Genomic DNA, 16,817 nt, shown 5'->3' with positions numbered 1-16,817 from the left:
CGGCTAGCCTCAATGCTCACCTTTAATTGCTTGCAAACGCGCGTACCAAACTTGCTTACGACCACCGAGCATTCTCGCCGCAATCGCAGCACTCTGCTTTACACCAACCCCCTCGGCCAGCAGCGCCTCCAGCAAGGCGTCCGCCGATATATCCTGATGCTCACTCTGCTCAACCGGCGGTGCGCCGGCAACAATCACCACGAATTCGCCGCGGGCTTGATTAGGGTCGGCTGTCAATTGCTCCAGTAACGATGCAGGCGTACCGTGCAAAAACGTCTCGAAGGTCTTGGTTAGCTCACGTGCCAGCACCACATCACGCCCCGCCATTTGCTCCTGCAACGCTTCAAGGGTGTGCACGATACGGTGGGGAGACTCATAAAACACCAGCGTCTCTTCACGTTTTTTCCAATCCTCCAATGCTTGGCGCCTTGCGCCTGGCTTGGCAGGCAGAAAACCGGCAAATACAAAGCGGTCTGTCGGCAGGCCCGCCCCTGACAGCGCAGTAATCAGGGCACAGGGGCCGGGAATTGGCACAATATGGCGATTGCGTGCCCGCAACTCACGTACCAGCACAAAGCCGGGATCGCTAATCAACGGTGTTCCGGCGTCACTGATCAGGGCAATATCTTCACCTGCAGCGAGATAGCTATCCAAAGTATCTACCCGGCGCGCTTCGTTGTGTTCATGCAAAGAGAGCATCGGCTTGTTGAGCCCCAAGTGCGCCAACAGGCGGCCACTATGGCGGGTATCTTCAGCAGCAATACGTGTCACTTGGCCCAGCACCCGAGCGGCACGCGCGGTTAAGTCATCCAAATTCCCAATTGGCGTGGCAACCACGTACAATGTGCCCGGATTATCGTCTGTCATTGTTGACTCTCAATTCGTTGATGGCTTGCCCTGCTGGTGCGCTATGCTTGTGCAGTGGCTTGGTCAATCGCTGACAAGCAGCGACAGCGCAAATGGAAACCTAAGGAAGGATACATGAAACAGTCATTACGTGGCTTAATCGCCGCTACCCTCATGGCACTTCTCGTTGCTGGCTGTGCGATGCAGTCGCCTAGCGTGGTAGATCGTGCGCCCGATGAAGATCCTGGGCAGCTACTCAGCCAAGCGGAACAGCAAGCACCAGAACAAGCCGCCAAGACACGCCTGGAAGCGGCGAATATTCTGGCCCGCCAAGGTGAGCGCGACAGGGCCTTTGAAACCGCCGACGGGATCGATGAAAGCCTGCTATCAGAGCCCGATCGGGTACGCTGGGCATTGCTGTTTTCCGAGCTCGCCCGTGCTTTGAACGAGCCGCGCGCTGTGCTTCGCGCCACCCAAGTGCTTGACGACGAACTTCCGATGCAGGCCAGTCAGCAGGAGAGGCTCGAAGAGCGTCAGCGCTGGGCTCGCGAGGCGCTCGATCAACCCAGCGGCGCCGTTAGCGTTGCCTTGCCTGAGCTTGAAGGGCAGGCAATACGCCGTATCGTTGTTGCTTTGCCGGAATCAGGCCCACTCAGCAGCGTCGCCAGCACCATCGCCTCTGCCATGCGTCAACACCATAACGTCAAAGGGGGCAACGTCGAGCTGAGCTTCCTGGACGCCTCGCGCTACTCAATGGATGAGCTTTATGACCGCGCACAGCAGATGAACGCGCAGTTAATCATCGGCCCACTAGATAAAGATCAGGTCACCCAGCTAGAGCAACGCGACAGCGTGCCGCTGCCGACACTGGCACTCAACTATGGCAGCGGCGACAACAACCAGGCCCAGCGCCTCTTCCAGTATGGCCTGTCGGCCGAAGATGAAGCACGTCAGGTTGCCCGCCGCGCCTGGCAGGATGGTCACCGCCAAGTGTCCATGATGGTGCCGGATAACGGCTGGGGCCGACGGGTAGGCGAAGCCTTCTGGAATGAGTGGCACAGCCAGGGCGGCGAAATCACTAATGCCGTGCGCTACAACCCAGAGAGTTCGGTCTCCAACGCCGTGCAAACCGCCCTCAATGTCAGCGGTGATCGCGCTCGTCTTAGTAACATTGACGCACTCTTTTTGCTCGCCCTACCTGAGTATGCACGTCAGGTGCCACCCACCATGGATTACTACTACGCTCCCAACCTGCCGATCTATGCCACCTCACACTTACACGAAGGGCGTCTGCAGACGCGCCTGGATCAAGATCTGAACGATGTCATGTTTGTGGATATTCCCTGGCAGATCCCTGATGCGGCCGTCGGCGGCGAAGAAGCCCTCCCCTTTGCAGCGACCTATCGGAGCTTGCGCGACGAATCGGACGCTTCCATGTTTCGCCTAATGGCCATGGGCGTGGATGCTTATGAACTGGCCCTTCGTTTTACCAATCTTGACGAGCTCAACGGTCTCAATGGAAGCACCGGCACGCTCTATCTGCGTGACGATGGACGCATTTACCGTGAACTGCCATGGGCGAAATTCCAGAATGGCGTTCCATCACCTATTTTAATTCCTAACCTGGACGAAAGTGACGACTAACGCCCACACCGCCCGTGCCCGCGGCGCAGCCATTGAGCAAATCGCCGCTCAATGGCTGAGCCAACAGGGACTCACCCTCGTTACACAGAACCACTACGTGAAAGGGGGCGAGCTTGACTTGGTAATGCGAGACGGCGATATTCTCGTGTTTGTTGAAGTTAAACATCGCACTACAACGCGCTACGGACACCCGCTGGAAACCGTCACTTACCAGAAGCAGCAGCGCCTCGTACGTGCGGCACGGCTCTATATCGCCCGCGTCGGGCTTTCATCGCCCTGCCGCTTTGATATCCTGGCGATAACGGGCAAGCCGCCCAACCTCGAATTTGATTGGGTGAAAGCCGCCTTCGATGCCTTTTAACTGTTTTTGAAGCTTTTTTAAAACGGTCTTTAACACTCAAATTTAACCAGGAAGCCCTGATGGACTTTCAATCTCGGATACTCGGCCACTTCAACGCCAGCATCGACACCAAAACATACGCCAGCGAAGTACTTCCGCCATTTATTGAAGTAGCCAGCCAAATGATGGTGCAGTGCCTTGTGAGCGAAGGGAAAATCCTCAGCTGCGGTAACGGTGGCAGCGCCGGCGATAGCCAGCACTTCTCTTCGGAATTACTCAATCGCTTTGAACGTGAACGACCTAGCCTACCCGCACTGGCGCTCACTACCGACACCTCTACGCTGACCTCAATTGCTAACGACTATAGCTATAATGAGGTATTTTCAAAGCAAATTCGCGCCTTAGGGCAGCCAGGTGATGTACTGTTAGCCATCTCCACCAGCGGTAATTCGGGCAATATCGTCCAAGCCATTCAAGCTGCCCATGATCGCGACATGACAGTGGTCGCCCTCACCGGCCGCGACGGTGGCGATATGGCATCGCTTTTAGGCCAGGATGACTGCGAGATTCGCGTCCCGGCAACATCGACGGCGCGTATTCAGGAGGTTCATCTGCTGGTGATTCACTGTTTGTGCGACCTTATCGATGAACAGCTATTTGGCAGTGCTTAGTCGTCTTTTACTGCGTCACAACAACCACGATGTCCTTAACTGCTTGCATCAAGGAGTCATACCGATGACCCAACGTCCTTCCTCCCGCGGCCTACTGGTAGCTGTACTATGTGCAGCGCTCTTCATGACTGGCTGCGCCAATAACTCAGCCTCCAATCAGTCTAACTATGCCCAGCGTAGTGACGATGTGGAAGCCGTCGACACAACCATCGAGCGTGAAGTAGGACGTGCCCTGGAGCGCGCGGATGCACGCCTGGCAGACGCACGCATACGCGCCCATAGCTATAACGGCGTTGTACTACTGGTGGGTCAAGTGCCTAGCGAAGAACTGCGCGATATGGCGGAAGACGTGACCAGCAACCTACGCGGCGTTGAGCGGGTTCATAACGAGTTAACCATTGCCGCCAACCTACCCGCAAGCCAACGTCTGGCCGACACGTGGCTCACCACCAACGTTGTCAGTCACCTGGCCACCAATGACCGCATCGACTCTTCAAAAATAAAGGTCACCACTGAAAATGCCAGCGTTTATCTGATGGGCCGTGTTAGCCGTGAAGAGGCTGACCGCATTGTCAACGCAGCCTCCTCAGTGGGCGGCGTTCAGCGGATCGTAAAGGTATTTGATTACCTCGACTAACCACACCAGCGACGTCTGGTAGCCACAAAAAAGCCTCGCTTATTAAGCGAGGCTTTTTTGTGGGCGCACCCTGGGCTATTTAACAACCCGCAGGGTCGGCTTTTTCTTCGCCTTGCTCTTTGCTTGCGCCTCTTTATCAGCGTCTTCGCTTGAAGCGTTAGAATCGCTGCCAGGCTTTTCAGCAACCGGCTCAGTTACCGACAACTCCGGCTTGGCAGAGGGCTTCTCCTCCTCAATATCGCCAAAGGACTCGGCACCTTCGCCCAGCTCAGGCTCATGGCCAAAGACCATTCCAGCGCCATTCTCCCGAGCATAGATAGCGATTAACGCCTCGGTCGGTATCATCACCTGCATAGGTTGCCCGCCAAAGCGCGCATTAAAGCCTATCGCCTGATTCTCCATAAAAAGATCACGCACGGCGGTCGGTGCCACGTTCAAAACGATCTGACCGTTTTGAACAAACTGACGGGGCACCTCCACGCCAGGCAAGGTAGCATCAACCACCAGATAAGGCGTTAGCTCATTATCCAACAACCACTCATAGAGCGCTCGGGCGAGATAGGGGCGACTCGATTTCATCTAGACTCCCTCCTCCTTACAAGAAAGGCTCCCTGCCCTTACCAAGCACACAGGAGCCAAATGGATTCAAGCGCGCATCTCTTTTTCACGCTCACTCAAAGATGCCTTAAACGCTTCACGCTCGAATACTCGCGACATGTAGGATAGCAGCGGCTTAACCTGCTTTTCAGGCAACTCGATGTTGAGATCCGGCAAACGCCACAAGACAGGTGCCAAGCAGCAATCCACCAGCGTAAACTCTTCGCTCATGAAATAAGGCATATCTTCAAAAATCGGCGATATGCCAATCAGGCTTTCACGCAGCTCTTTACGCGCTCTATCCGCCTCTTTCTTTCCACCGCTGCGGATTAAATCGACCATTGGGCACCACTCACGCTCAATGCGGTGCATCCATAGGCGGCTTTGCGCGCGCGCTACAGGATAAACAGGCAACAACGGAGGGTGCGGGAAACGCTCATCCAAGTACTCCATCATAACCTTTGATTCATACAGCACCAGGTCACGATCTAACAGCGTCGGCACACTGTTGTACGGGTTGAGGTCTGCTAGCTCTTCCGGTGGTTTTTCATCGAGCACATCGACGATATCGACGGCAACCCCCTTTTCCGCCAACACAATGCGCACACGATGACTGAAATGATCATCACTACCAGAGTAAAAGATCATCGACGACCGCTTGGCCACAACACCCATGAAAGCATCCTCACATCAAAACAATCTTGGATAATAACACGCCAGCGCTACCTTAGGGGAAGCTAGCTTGCTTTGCTTTATTGCCATGCTGACAAGCAAAAGGCGCACGGCTTACGCCGTGCGCCCTACTGACCATCAGCTACTGCTAATTAGTGGATGTCTCGCCAGTACTCACGCTTGAGCAGGTAAGCAATCACACCAAAAATAAAAATAAAGATCAGTACTTTAGGCGCCAGCGCCTGGGCCTGAAGCTTGGAGGGCTCACCTACATAAGCCAGGAAGTTAGTAAGGTCATACATCGCTTCCTCAAACTCAGCAGGTTCGAGCTCGCCTGGCTCGGTCACTTGCAGCACGTCACAAGACTGGTACTTGCCCGATAACGCATCCGGCTCCTGACCTTCTACCGGGTGGTCTGTTTCGGCACATACCAGCTCCTGCACGCCCTGCAGAGGTTCCAACACGTTCGGCATTGCCACTAGGTCAAACACCGTGTTGTTAACGCCCGTGGGACGGCTAGGGTCTTTGTAGAACCCGAGCAAATAGGAATAAATCCAATCAGTTCCCCGCACACGGGTCTTGAGCGATAGGTCGGGCGGCGGCGCACCAAACCAACCCTCCGCATCACCGCTATTCATGGCGTTATGCATCTGATCGTTATAGGCCAGCTCTGGGGAGAAAATCAGATTCTCTTCAACCAGATCCTGAGGCATTCCCAAATCTTCTGCCGCACGCGAAAAACGCTGATATTGAAGCGAGTGGCAGCCCATGCAGTAGTTAACATAGAGCTTCATGCCATTTTGCAACGAGGCCTGATCGTGCAGATCAGGATCCATTGAATGAGGCACACTTGCGCCCCCTGCAGCCATCGCGGTTACTGGCACTAAAGCGAAAAGGAGTCCAAATAGATACTTTTTCATTAGCCAGTCACCCTTTCCGGAACGGGTTTAGTCTTCTCCAGCTTGGTGTAGAACGGCATCAAGACAAAGAAGGCGAAATAGATCACGGTGCACGCCTGGGCCAGCAGCGTCCTGCCCTCTGTCGATGGCAACACACCCAAAACACCCAGAATGACAAAGCTGATCGCAAACAGCGTCAACATGGTTTTCGACATCCAGCCTTTGTAACGCATAGAGCGCACGGGGCTCCGATCCAGCCAGGGCAGAACAAACAGGATGGCAATCGCCGCGCCCATAAATATTACCCCCAGGAACTTGGCGTCTAAACCAAATATCGAGAAGGTGATAGCGCGGAGAATGGCGTAGAACGGTGTCATATACCAAACGGGGGCAATGTGGTCAGGCGTCTGCAGCGGGTTCGCCTGATCAAAATTAGGCCGCTCAATAAAGTAGCCACCGCCTTCTGGGAAGTAGAACACCACCACGCAGAAAACGAACAGGAACACTGCCACACCAACCAGGTCCTTCACCGTGTAATAGGGGTGGAAGGGAATCCCATCCAGCGGTACACCGGCCTCATCTTTCTTCTGTTTGATATCAATGCCGTCAGGGTTGTTAGAACCCACTTCATGCAAGGCAATGATGTGCAGCACGACGAGCGCCAGAATAACGATCGGCAATGCGACCACGTGCAGCGCGAAGAAGCGGTTCAGGGTAATACCTGAAATCAGGTAGTCACCCCGCACCCACTGCGCCAGATCAGGGCCGATACCAGGAATAGCCGAGAACAGCGAGATAATAACCTGGGCGCCCCAGTAGGACATTTGCCCCCACGGCAACAGATAGCCCATAAAGGCCTCCGCCATGAGCACCAGGTAAATGGTCATGCCAAAAACCCACACTAGCTCGCGCGGGGCTTTGTAAGAACCGTACAAAAGGCCACGGAACATATGCAGATAGACAACGAGGAAGAAGGCAGAAGCGCCCGTGGTGTGCATATAGCGAATCAACCACCCCCACTCCACATCACGCATGATGTATTCGACGGAATCGAACGCACCTTCAGCGGAGGGGTTAAAGCTCATAGTCAGCCAAACCCCGGTCAAGATTTGGTTAACCAGCGCCAACAGCGCTAATGAGCCAAAAAAGTACCAGAAGTTAAAGTTTTTCGGCGCGTAATATTTGGAGAGGTGCTCTTGCCACATCTGAGTAGCAGGGAAGCGATCATCTACCCAACGCATGAGGCCCTTTTCCGCCTTGGCTTTATTCGGATTACCCATTAGGCAGCCTCCTCATCTTCGCCGACGATAATGATCTCGTCACTCTCAAAGCGGTAGGGTGGAACCTCAAGATTGGTCGGCGCGGGAACGTTGTTAAATACCCGACCTGCCAAATCAAAGCGAGAGCCGTGGCAGGGGCAGAAGAAACCACCCGGCCAGTTATCCACACCTACGCCCTCTGCGTCGGGCTCAGGCCGGAATAGCGGCGAACAGCCCAAATGGGTGCAAATACCGATCAACACCCCAATTTCAGGCTTGATAGAGCGTAGCCCTCCATCAATATAGGCTGGCTGCTGTGGCACTTCCGAATCCGGATCGGCTAACTGCTCACCGGTCAGCGATTCAGTACGTTCGATCATTTCCGGCGTGCGATTTATAATCCATATTGGTCGACCACGCCACTCAACGGTCATACGTTGCCCAGGCTCAAGCTTGGATATATCTGCTTGAACGGGAGCACCCGCCGCTCTTGCCCTGGCACTAGGCTGCCAAGAAGCCACAAAGGGTACCGCTACCCCGACAGCACCTACCGCACCCACAACGGAGGTGGCGCCTACGAGGAAACGGCGTCGGCCTTTGTTTACGCCGTTATCTGCCATTTCAGGTTTCTCCCATCAGCTTACCCGTTCCGCCGCAAAGGCGTCTTGCGACGACGAATATTAATTACGCTCTATGGTAAAAAAACAAAGCGCTGTGCACAAGAACAACCGCTCGTGACCATAGTGGTACAAGCAATATAATTTTTTGATATTCCAATAAAAAACGCCCAGGTCAATGACCTGGGCGTTTTGCCGCATAGCGTAGAAATTAACGCTTGGAGAACTGCGGACGACGACGTGCTTTGCGCAGGCCGACTTTCTTACGTTCAACTTGACGCGCATCACGCGTTACGTAGCCAGCGGCACGTAGCGAAGGACGCAGATCTTCGTTGTAGTTCATCAGGGCACGGGTAATGCCGTGACGAATAGCGCCAGCTTGAGAAGAGCCGCCGCCGCCAGCGACAGTCACAAAGATGTCAAACTGGTTCAACGTTTCAGTCAACTCAAGCGGCTGACGAACAACCATACGACCGGTAACACGACCAAAATAGAGGTCGAGGTCTTGGTTGTTGACTGTAATTTTGCCAGAGCCCGGCTTCATAAACACGCGAGCGGTGGAAGTCTTGCGGCGCCCGGTACCGTAATACTGCTGTGTCATGGCGAAGATTTCCTCAGAGGTTCAGTTCAAGCGGCTGTTGGGCAGCATGCGGATGCTCGTCGCCAGCGTACACTTTCAACTTGGTGTACATGGCACGGCCCAAGGGACCTTTCGGCAACATGCCTTTAACGGCAGACTCAATGATACGCTCGGGCGCATGATCAAGCATTTTGTCGAATGTCATAGAGCGCAGACCGCCCGGGTAACCAGTGTGGCGGTAGTAGGTTTTAGCCTTCGCCTTATTACCGGTTACGTGGACTTTCTCTGCGTTGATTACGACGATGTAGTCGCCGGTATCAACGTGAGGGGTAAATTCGGGCTTATGCTTGCCACGTAAGCGGCGAGCAATCTCGGTTGCCAGACGACCGAGCGTTTTGTCCGTAGCGTCGACTACATACCAGTCGCGCTGGACGGACTGCGGCTTAGCACTGAACGTCTTCATGGATGAAATCACCAGATTAAATGTATTGGGTGACTTACACCGTTGCACGGCGAAGCACCATCCCTATTCTTTTTGGTTGCTGGCTTACACCAGCAACATGCAGCGAGGCGGCATTCTACAGCAAGACTACTGACAAGTTAAGCCGTTTCGTGACTTTTTACTGAGCCGACACCCCTTAAGGCTTGTGCGCCAGCGCCAGGTACTCCTTGGACTGCATCTCCTGGAGGCGAGAGAGAGTCCGTTGAAACTCAAACGTTAGCTTGCCATCGCTATACAGCTCTTCGATCGGCGCTTCTGCGGACATTAGTAGCTTGACGCCGCGGTCATAAAACTCGTCCACCATATTAATAAAGCGGCGCGCCTGGTCATCCTGCCTGGCCCCCATACGCTTTACATTGGAAACCAGCACCGTATGGAACTCACGGGCCAGCTCAATATAGTCATTTTGACTACGCGGCCCATCACAAAGCTCAAGAAACTCAAACCAAGCGACATCATCATGCAGCCGACGCGTTTTAAGTACGCGATGATTTACCTCTAGCGACGCGCCGAACTCTCCATCGTGCCCGGCGATTTCCCGAAAGCTACGCGACAGCTCACCTTCAGCCGTCTCATCCAGCGGTGAATAAAAGATCGCCGCCCGCTCTAATGCCCGGAGCCGATAGTCGACCCCTGAGTCAACGTTAACCACCTCACAGTGGCGTTTCACCAGCTCAATGGCTGGTAAAAAGCGCGCCCGCTGAAGGCCGTCTTTATACAAATCATTAGGCACAATATTGGAGGTCGCCACTAACACTACCCCACGCTCGAACAGCGCCTCCAGCAAATTGGCAAGAATCATCGCATCGGTAATATCTTTGACAAAAAACTCATCAAAGCAGATAACCCGCGCCTCAGTGGCAAATTTACCCGCGATGAGGCTGAGTGGATTCTTTTCACCTTTGTAGTGGGTCAGCTCATTATGAACGCGCTGCATAAAACGATGAAAATGGGTGCGCATTTTGTCTGGAAAGGGCAAGGCTTCATAGAAGGTATCCACTAAGTAGGTCTTACCACGCCCTACCCCGCCCCAAAAGTAGAGGCCCTTGACACTAGGCAAGACAGGCTCGTCAGACGACGAGACCTTCTTGCCCATCAACCCCGCCATTTTAGCTTTTAGACCTTTATGAGCGACCAGGGCTTTGGGGGCGGTAGTGGGTGCCGCAACAAGTTCATCGTAAAGCCGCTGAAGATGCTTGACCGCCAACTCCTGGGCTGCATCGTACTGAAAATCATCGCGCTCCAAGTCAGCCCGATAGCGCTCTATAGGCGATGCAGGGCGCGTTTTTGCCGTTGCCCTACCCGCAGATAATGATGACATGCACTCGCCTCCTACAGCATGTAAGGCAGCAGCCAGCTCAACCACTGGCAGCCTCAAGAAGGGTGTGATTATACCTGTAGAGACATCTAAGCGCATGAGTGGATTGACCCAACCGGCTGAGTGACGCCTATAATGGCAGCCTGTTCGATTCTTAAGCTGCTAGCTAAAGCAGCCTAACTGTTATATTCAAGGCGCCAGGGAGAACACTGTGGACGCGAGCTCACCATTAACATTTGCCATCATCGGTTTTATCGTCGGCCTGATCGTTGGGGCGGTTGCTTTTCGCCTCTTAAGCAAAGGCCAGCGAGAGGCTGCTTCCATGCGCCAAAAGCTGCTCGAACGCGAACACCAGATTGCCGAGATGAAGAACAGCGTTGGCAGTCATTTAACGGGTATTTATCAACGCCTAAGCAATATCCGCGATGAAGCCAACCAACTAGAGCTTCAGCTCAAAGAGGACGCCGCGGAGTGGGATATTCGCGACGCGGCCATTCAGCCTAGCCTTGATCTGTCGGGTATCGATCCAACGCGAGAGCAGCAGCCCCCAAAAGAGGCCAGCACGCCTGCCATGCCCCGCGACTACGCGGATGGCAAGGGCGGCACGCTGTCAGAAGACTTTGGCTTGAAGGGCAAGGAAGCGGCAACACCCCAGCCCCCACGCTACTAAACGACACACGAGTGTCCCCGGCATACGCTAACCGCCTTTTAGGGTGCTGACAGCGTCATGCCGGGTTATCAATATCCACAAAGCGGTGCTCAACGCCGTACTCATCACTTAGCCACTCGCCCAGCGCCTGAACCCCATAGCGCTCGGTGGCATGATGCCCTGCGGCGATATAGTGAATCCCCATTTCTCGCGCCAAGTGGGTCGTCCTTTCGGATATTTCACCTGAAACGAAGACCTGCGCACCAGCGTCAAAGGCGGCGGTGATCATGTCCTGCGCACCACCGGTGCACCAGGCGATACGCTCAATAGCTCCCACTTGCGGGGCTTCAACCACCAAAGGTTCACGCTGCAAGGTTTGCGCTATTTGCGCCCCCAACTCATTGATCGAATGCGGCTGAGGCAAACGCCCGGACCACAGCAGCCCCTCCCCCAACTCGCCATCAAGACACCCCTCTACTTTCCACCCAAGACGCCTGGCCAGTTCAGCGTTATTGCCCATCTCTGCATGAGCATCCAGGGGCAGATGATAGGCTAGCAGGCTGATTCCATTATCCAGCAGGGTTTTAATCCGCCTCTGCTTCATGCCGGTAATCGCCACGGGTTCGTTTTTCCAAAAGTAGCCGTGATGCACCAGCACCATATCAGCCTGCCAGGCAACGGCTTCATCCAGTAGCGCCTGACAGGCAGTAACGCCTGTCATGACGCGCTTAACCTGCTCGCCACCCGCGACCTGTAAACCATTAATGGTAAAATCTTTAAACTCTGCCGCACGCAACTGATGGTCACAGGCTGCCACTAATTGGTCACGATGAATCATATTGCACCCTTGATTGATTGAACTGCACCCGTGAGGTACTTGCTAAGAAAGTGTTACCATAAAACCATTGTAAAACTCGCTGCTTTTTATCGCGAACAGTGAGACCGACCCGTTAAGGAATTGATTGCATGCGACGCTACGTGCTGCCTTACTTATGGCCTATTATCACTGGCGTGCTGCTCGCTGTAGTGATCCTATTTGCACTCCCCGAGCAGTTGCCTAACCCGTTTCGTGACTCATCGCCACAACCCCCTCAGCAGGCTCCTGCCCCGGTCGTTTCAAACGTGCCCGCAGTCGTAGAGCCGCGCTCGGATCGCCCTGCCCCCGAAATCCATGAGGCAGCACCGCTATCCCGAAACGAGGGGCCGGTAAGTTACGCCAGGGCGGTGGAGCAAGCAGCCCCTGCGGTGGTTAACATTTACTCTTCGCGCATTGTTGAGCGCGATCAGCACCCGCTGATGTCTGACCCCTTTTTTCAGCAATTTTTCGATAATCAGGGCGATGACGCCACGACCCATCAACGCATGCTCTCCAGTCTAGGCTCTGGCGTTATCGTCAGCGAAGACGGCTACGTACTGACCAATCACCACGTCATCAATGGCGCTGACGAAATTCAGGTCGCCCTGCGTGACGGACGCGAAACCATTGCAGAGGTGATCGGCACGGATCCTGAAAGTGATTTGGCCGTGCTGAAAATCAACCTGGACGACTTACCGGTTATTGAACTAACAGACTCCGCTGACGTTGCCGTAGGCGATGTAGCGCTCGCCATTGGCAACCCTTTTGGCGTCGGCCAGACGGTCACCATGGGCATCATTAGCGCCACCGGACGAAATCATTTAGGGCTAAACGCCTACGAAGACTTTATTCAAACAGACGCGGCCATCAATCCGGGTAACTCAGGGGGCGCGCTGGTCAATGCCGAGGGCGCCATGGTGGGGATCAATACGGCGATTTTCTCACGCTCAGGTGGCTCTCAGGGCATTGGCTTTGCCATTCCTGCCAATCTTGCTCATAGCATCCTGGATGAGCTGGTTACTCAAGGGCGTGTGATTCGCGGCTGGCTGGGCATAGAAGCGCAGGCGCTATCACGGGAATTAGCCGCCTCTTTTGGCCTGCAAACACCTCAAGGAGTCATCGTCGCTGGCGTTGTCAGCGGCGGGCCCGCCGCAAAAGCAGGACTGGAGCCCGGCGATGTACTCCTTGCCGTCGATGGTCAGCCGATTCTGGATGCCCGCTCGACGATGAGCGAAATTGCCTCGATTCCGCCCGGCACGTCACTACCGCTAACCATTGTGCGCAGCGGTGAGCGCATGGAAATGACGCTGGAAGTGGGAGAACGCCCGCTACCAACCATCCCCATTAATCAAGAGACCCCCGGCCAGCGCGACTCATAGTTTGCAATATGAGCGCGCTGGAGTGGCCCTGTATGTATCAGTCTCGATGTATCAGTCGCGGATACGGTACTCCGCTGAGCGGGCGTGGGCCGTTAGCGACTCCCCCCGGGCCAATACCGAGGCGATTTTACCCAGCTCTGAAGCGCCATCTGCGGAGCAGTGAATAATCGAAGAGCGCTTCTGGAAATCGTAAACGCCCAACGGTGAAGAGAAGCGCGCCGTGCCAGAGGTAGGCAGCACGTGATTCGGCCCAGCACAGTAATCACCCAGCGCCTCGGCGGTGTAACGCCCCATAAAGATGGCCCCGGCATGGCGAATATCGTCTAACCATGTATCGGGGGCGGCGACGGATAGCTCCAGGTGCTCAGGGGCAACCCGGTTAATCAGCGTAATGGCTTCCTGGGCGTCCTGACAGAGCACCAAGGCGCCACGTCGGCGCAGCGATTCACGTACAATCGCTTCACGCTCCAAGCTTGGCAGCAGCCTTTCAATCGCCGCCTCGACGGCATCTAAGTGCTCGGCATCCCAGCTCACCAGGATCGCCTGGGCATCTTCGTCATGCTCAGCCTGGGAAAACAGATCCATCGCCAGCCATTCAGGATCAGTCAGCCCATCGGAAACCACCATAATTTCCGAAGGCCCGGCAATCATATCAATGCCCACCTGACCAAATACCGCACGCTTAGCCGTGGCCACATAAATATTGCCAGGACCGACAATTTTATCGACTCGGGGAACACTTTCAGTGCCGTAAGCAAGTGCTGCGACCGCCTGGGCACCGCCAATCGTGAACACATAGTCGACACCTGCCAAATGGGCCGCAGCCAACACCAGCTCATTGAGTACGCCGTCCGGCGTAGGCACGACCATAACGATTTCGCGTACACCGGCCACATGGGCAGGGATTGCATTCATTAACACCGAGGAGGGGTAAGCCGCCTTCCCCCCTGGGACATAAATACCGGCACGATCCAGCGGGGTGACTTTCTGCCCCAGGATCGTGCCGTCTGCCTCTTCATATTTCCAGGAATTAGGCTTTTGACGCTCGTGGTAGCGCTTAATCCGCTCGGCGGCACTGGAGAGCGCCTCGCGCTGCTCAGCAGGCAAGTTATGAAAGGCGCTCTCCAACTGTCCGGGCGTTAACGTCAATTCATCCATGGAAGTAACAGAAAGCCGGTCAAAGCGGTTAGTGGCTTCCACGACCGCGGCATCGCCCCGCTGTTTTACGCTGGCTAGAATTTCTTCTACCCGCGCTTGCACTGCTTTATCAGACACCCCTTCCCAATCTAACAACTCATCAAGCCGGTGGTGAAAGGCAGTATCGCTTGTCGATAGGCGTGAAATCGTAGCAGTCGTCTGTTGGCGTTCACTCATGGGTCACCTCACATCATTCGGCAAGCTGGGTCTGACGCTTCTTGACCGCACTGCCCAAGCGGTCAAGTAACGGCTTAATACGCTCATGCTTCATGGTCATCGCGGCCTTATTGACCACGAGCCGGGTGCTGATATGGGCGATAAGCTCACGCGGCTCCATACCGTTTGCACGCAGGGTGTTGCCGGTATCGACGATATCGACAATCTCATCGGCGAGGTTCATTAACGGCGCCAGCTCCATGGCACCGTAGAGCTTGATCACCTCGGCCTGGATGCCCTGCTCGGCGTAATAACGGCGCGCCACGTTAACAAATTTCGTTGCGACCCGACGCCGGGCACGGGCTGGCAACTGACCGGTCACTCCCGCGGTCATCAACTTGCAGCGGGCAATTTCCAAATCCAGCGGCTCATAGAGCCCTTCGGCACCGTGCTCAAGCAGCACATCTTTACCTGCGATGCCAACGTCGGCCGCCCCAAGCTGAACGTAAGTGGGGACGTCGGTGGCACGGATAATCACCAGCTTTACGTCGGGTAAGTTGGTGTCAAATAGCAGCTTGCGACTTTTGCTTAGATCTTCGGCAGGCGAAATCCCCGCATCGGCTAGCAGCGGCAGCGTCTCTTCCAGAATACGGCCCTTGGAGAGGGCTAAAATCAGTTGCTTACTCATCGTATTGGCCCGTCGTTATTCGAATGCAAGGATTCATAGCATGACTTAACCAGGTATACGGCGAATACGCGCACCCAGCAGCTGCAGTTTCTCTTCGATACACTCGTAGCCACGGTCAATGTGGTAAATGCGATCCACCAGCGTTTCGCCTTCGGCCATCATGGCTGCAATCACCAGCGAAGCAGACGCACGCAGGTCGGTGGCCATTACCGGCGCACCAGAAAGCTTCTCGACCCCCTCGATCAAGGCGGTGTTGCCCTCCAGCACGATGTTGGCGCCCATGCGGTTTAGCTCTTGAACGTGCATAAAGCGGTTTTCGAAAATCGTCTCGACTACCCGAGAGTGCCCCACAGCCACGGCATTCATGGCCACGAACTGCGCCTGCATGTCAGTAGGAAACGCCGGATAGGGCGCGGTGCGAATATTGACCGCCTTGGGGCGTTTACCGTGCATGTCCAGGGCAATCCAGTCGTCGCCACTGGTGACTTCGGCACCCGCCTCTTCCAACTTGGCGATAACGGCATCCAGGATGTCGGCGCGGGTACGCTTGACCTTCACCCGCCCACCGGTCATGGCGGCGGCAACTAGAAAGGTGCCGGTCTCGATACGGTCGGGCATGACATCGTGTTCGCAGCCGTGCAGCTTCTCGACACCTTCGATGGTGATGGTGTCGGTTCCTTGGCCGCTGATGTTAGCGCCCATTTTGATCAAGCACTCGGCCAAGTCGACGATTTCAGGCTCGCGGGCCGCGTTTTCAAGAACGGTTTTGCCATCGGCCAAGGTCGCCGCCATCAGTAAATTTTCGGTACCGGTCACTGTCACGGTATCGAAGTAGATAGTCGCCCCTTTTAAACGACCATCGACCCGCGCTCGAATATAGCCAGCCTCCACGCGAATCTCCGCCCCCATGCCTTCCAAACCGCGAATGTGTAAATCCACCGGGCGCGACCCAATGGCGCACCCACCGGGTAGCGACACATCGGCTTTACCGAAGTGGGCAAGCAGAGGGCCCAGCACCAGGATGGAGGCACGCATTTTTTTGACCAGCTCATAGGGCGCGTGGCACTGGGTCACCTGGGATCCATCCAACTGAATACTCAGCTTCTCACCCATCACCGGCTCAACGCCCATGCGGCCAAGCAGTTCTAGCGTGGTGGTAATATCCTGCAGGTGCGGCAAATTACCGATGATCACGGGACCATCGGCCAACAGGCTGGCACACAGAATAGGCAGCGCCGCATTTTTGGCACCGCTCACCCACACTTCACCGTCTACCGATCCGTTGCCGGTAATGATTAACTTATCCATGG

The 16,817-nt window shown here is 55.2% G+C and carries 19 protein-coding genes; 6 read left to right on the top strand and 13 right to left on the bottom strand.

Annotation, left to right across the window (positions count from 1 at the left end; genetic code table 11):
- Window positions 1–9: 9 nt before the first annotated feature.
- On the bottom strand, window positions 10–867 hold the full coding sequence (rsmI, locus tag JI62_RS02195) for a 16S rRNA (cytidine(1402)-2'-O)-methyltransferase (RefSeq protein WP_088698592.1): 858 nt from the start codon (window positions 865–867) through the stop codon (window positions 10–12).
- 114 nt (window positions 868–981) lie between these two features.
- Here rsmI and JI62_RS02190 point away from each other — a divergent pair, with 114 nt between their 5' ends.
- The 4 genes from JI62_RS02190 (at window position 982) to JI62_RS02175 (ending at window position 4,138) form a co-directional block, all read left to right on the top strand.
- A complete protein-coding gene (locus JI62_RS02190; protein WP_088698591.1) occupies window positions 982–2,490 on the top strand; it encodes a penicillin-binding protein activator in 1,509 nt (502 codons plus the stop codon).
- Complete coding sequence (locus JI62_RS02185) at window positions 2,480–2,851, top strand: YraN family protein (protein ID WP_088698590.1); 372 nt, start codon at window positions 2,480–2,482, stop codon at window positions 2,849–2,851. The genes JI62_RS02190 and JI62_RS02185 overlap by 11 nt, the downstream gene beginning before the upstream one ends.
- Before the next feature lie 59 nt (window positions 2,852–2,910).
- Complete coding sequence (locus JI62_RS02180; RefSeq protein WP_008958676.1) at window positions 2,911–3,501, top strand: phosphoheptose isomerase; 591 nt, start codon at window positions 2,911–2,913, stop codon at window positions 3,499–3,501.
- Between the two features lie 64 nt (window positions 3,502–3,565).
- Window positions 3,566–4,138 carry a BON domain-containing protein gene (locus tag JI62_RS02175; protein ID WP_088698589.1) on the top strand — a complete coding sequence of 191 codons (573 nt, stop codon included), beginning with the start codon at window positions 3,566–3,568 and terminating at the stop codon, window positions 4,136–4,138.
- Window positions 4,139–4,213: 75 nt separating this feature from the next.
- On the opposite strand, the gene JI62_RS02170 is transcribed toward JI62_RS02175, so the two are convergent.
- From JI62_RS02170 to zapE, 8 genes are all read right to left on the bottom strand, one after another.
- Window positions 4,214–4,717 (bottom strand): ClpXP protease specificity-enhancing factor, encoded by a 504-nt coding sequence (locus JI62_RS02170; RefSeq protein WP_088698588.1) that lies wholly within the window; start codon window positions 4,715–4,717, stop codon window positions 4,214–4,216.
- A gap of 66 nt (window positions 4,718–4,783) precedes the next feature.
- Window positions 4,784–5,410, bottom strand: coding sequence for a stringent starvation protein SspA (gene sspA, locus JI62_RS02165; RefSeq protein ID WP_088698587.1), 627 nt, complete (start codon window positions 5,408–5,410; stop codon window positions 4,784–4,786).
- A gap of 149 nt (window positions 5,411–5,559) precedes the next feature.
- Window positions 5,560–6,327, bottom strand: coding sequence for a cytochrome c1 (locus JI62_RS02160; RefSeq protein WP_088698586.1), 768 nt, complete (start codon window positions 6,325–6,327; stop codon window positions 5,560–5,562).
- Entirely contained in the window at window positions 6,327–7,586 is a 1,260-nt protein-coding gene (locus tag JI62_RS02155) for a cytochrome b (protein WP_088698585.1), read from the bottom strand. The genes JI62_RS02160 and JI62_RS02155 overlap by 1 nt, the downstream gene beginning before the upstream one ends.
- Complete coding sequence (gene petA, locus JI62_RS02150; protein ID WP_088698584.1) at window positions 7,586–8,185, bottom strand: ubiquinol-cytochrome c reductase iron-sulfur subunit; 600 nt, start codon at window positions 8,183–8,185, stop codon at window positions 7,586–7,588. The genes JI62_RS02155 and petA overlap by 1 nt, the downstream gene beginning before the upstream one ends.
- A 208-nt stretch (window positions 8,186–8,393) precedes the next feature.
- Entirely contained in the window at window positions 8,394–8,783 is a 390-nt protein-coding gene (gene rpsI / locus JI62_RS02145) for a 30S ribosomal protein S9 (RefSeq protein ID WP_022523918.1), read from the bottom strand.
- Between the two features lie 13 nt (window positions 8,784–8,796).
- Entirely contained in the window at window positions 8,797–9,225 is a 429-nt protein-coding gene (gene rplM, locus JI62_RS02140; protein ID WP_022523919.1) for a 50S ribosomal protein L13, read from the bottom strand.
- Between the two features lie 175 nt (window positions 9,226–9,400).
- Window positions 9,401–10,585, bottom strand: a complete 1,185-nt coding sequence (zapE, locus tag JI62_RS02135) for a cell division protein ZapE (protein WP_088698583.1) — start codon at window positions 10,583–10,585, stop codon at window positions 9,401–9,403.
- A gap of 208 nt (window positions 10,586–10,793) precedes the next feature.
- Here zapE and JI62_RS02130 point away from each other — a divergent pair, with 208 nt between their 5' ends.
- The gene (locus tag JI62_RS02130; protein ID WP_088698582.1) at window positions 10,794–11,252 is read left to right on the top strand and encodes a YhcB family protein; all 459 of its coding nucleotides are present in this window, start codon (window positions 10,794–10,796) and stop codon (window positions 11,250–11,252) included.
- A gap of 55 nt (window positions 11,253–11,307) precedes the next feature.
- On the opposite strand, the gene JI62_RS02125 is transcribed toward JI62_RS02130, so the two are convergent.
- On the bottom strand, window positions 11,308–12,069 hold the full coding sequence (locus JI62_RS02125) for a Nif3-like dinuclear metal center hexameric protein (RefSeq protein WP_088698581.1): 762 nt from the start codon (window positions 12,067–12,069) through the stop codon (window positions 11,308–11,310).
- A 128-nt stretch (window positions 12,070–12,197) separates the two neighbouring features.
- Between JI62_RS02125 and JI62_RS02120 the strand changes: the two genes are divergently transcribed.
- On the top strand, window positions 12,198–13,466 hold the full coding sequence (locus JI62_RS02120; RefSeq protein ID WP_088698580.1) for a Do family serine endopeptidase: 1,269 nt from the start codon (window positions 12,198–12,200) through the stop codon (window positions 13,464–13,466).
- A 51-nt stretch (window positions 13,467–13,517) separates the two neighbouring features.
- Here the strand turns inward: JI62_RS02120 and hisD are convergent, their stop codons facing one another.
- The 3 genes from hisD to murA are packed head-to-tail and all read right to left on the bottom strand — an operon-like array spanning window position 13,518 to window position 16,815.
- Window positions 13,518–14,840, bottom strand: coding sequence for a histidinol dehydrogenase (gene hisD, locus JI62_RS02115; RefSeq protein WP_088698579.1), 1,323 nt, complete (start codon window positions 14,838–14,840; stop codon window positions 13,518–13,520).
- 13 nt (window positions 14,841–14,853) lie between these two features.
- Window positions 14,854–15,507 (bottom strand): ATP phosphoribosyltransferase, encoded by a 654-nt coding sequence (gene hisG, locus JI62_RS02110; protein ID WP_088698578.1) that lies wholly within the window; start codon window positions 15,505–15,507, stop codon window positions 14,854–14,856.
- Between the two features lie 45 nt (window positions 15,508–15,552).
- Window positions 15,553–16,815 carry a UDP-N-acetylglucosamine 1-carboxyvinyltransferase gene (gene murA, locus JI62_RS02105; protein ID WP_088698577.1) on the bottom strand — a complete coding sequence of 421 codons (1,263 nt, stop codon included), beginning with the start codon at window positions 16,813–16,815 and terminating at the stop codon, window positions 15,553–15,555.
- Between the last annotated feature and the right edge of the window lie 2 nt (window positions 16,816–16,817).

Source organism: Halomonas campaniensis (genome assembly GCF_002211105.1).
Taxonomy (GTDB): domain Bacteria; phylum Pseudomonadota; class Gammaproteobacteria; order Pseudomonadales; family Halomonadaceae; genus Vreelandella; species Vreelandella campaniensis_A.
Note: the sequence above shows the minus strand (reverse complement) of the source record. Positions and strands in the feature narration are given on the sequence as shown.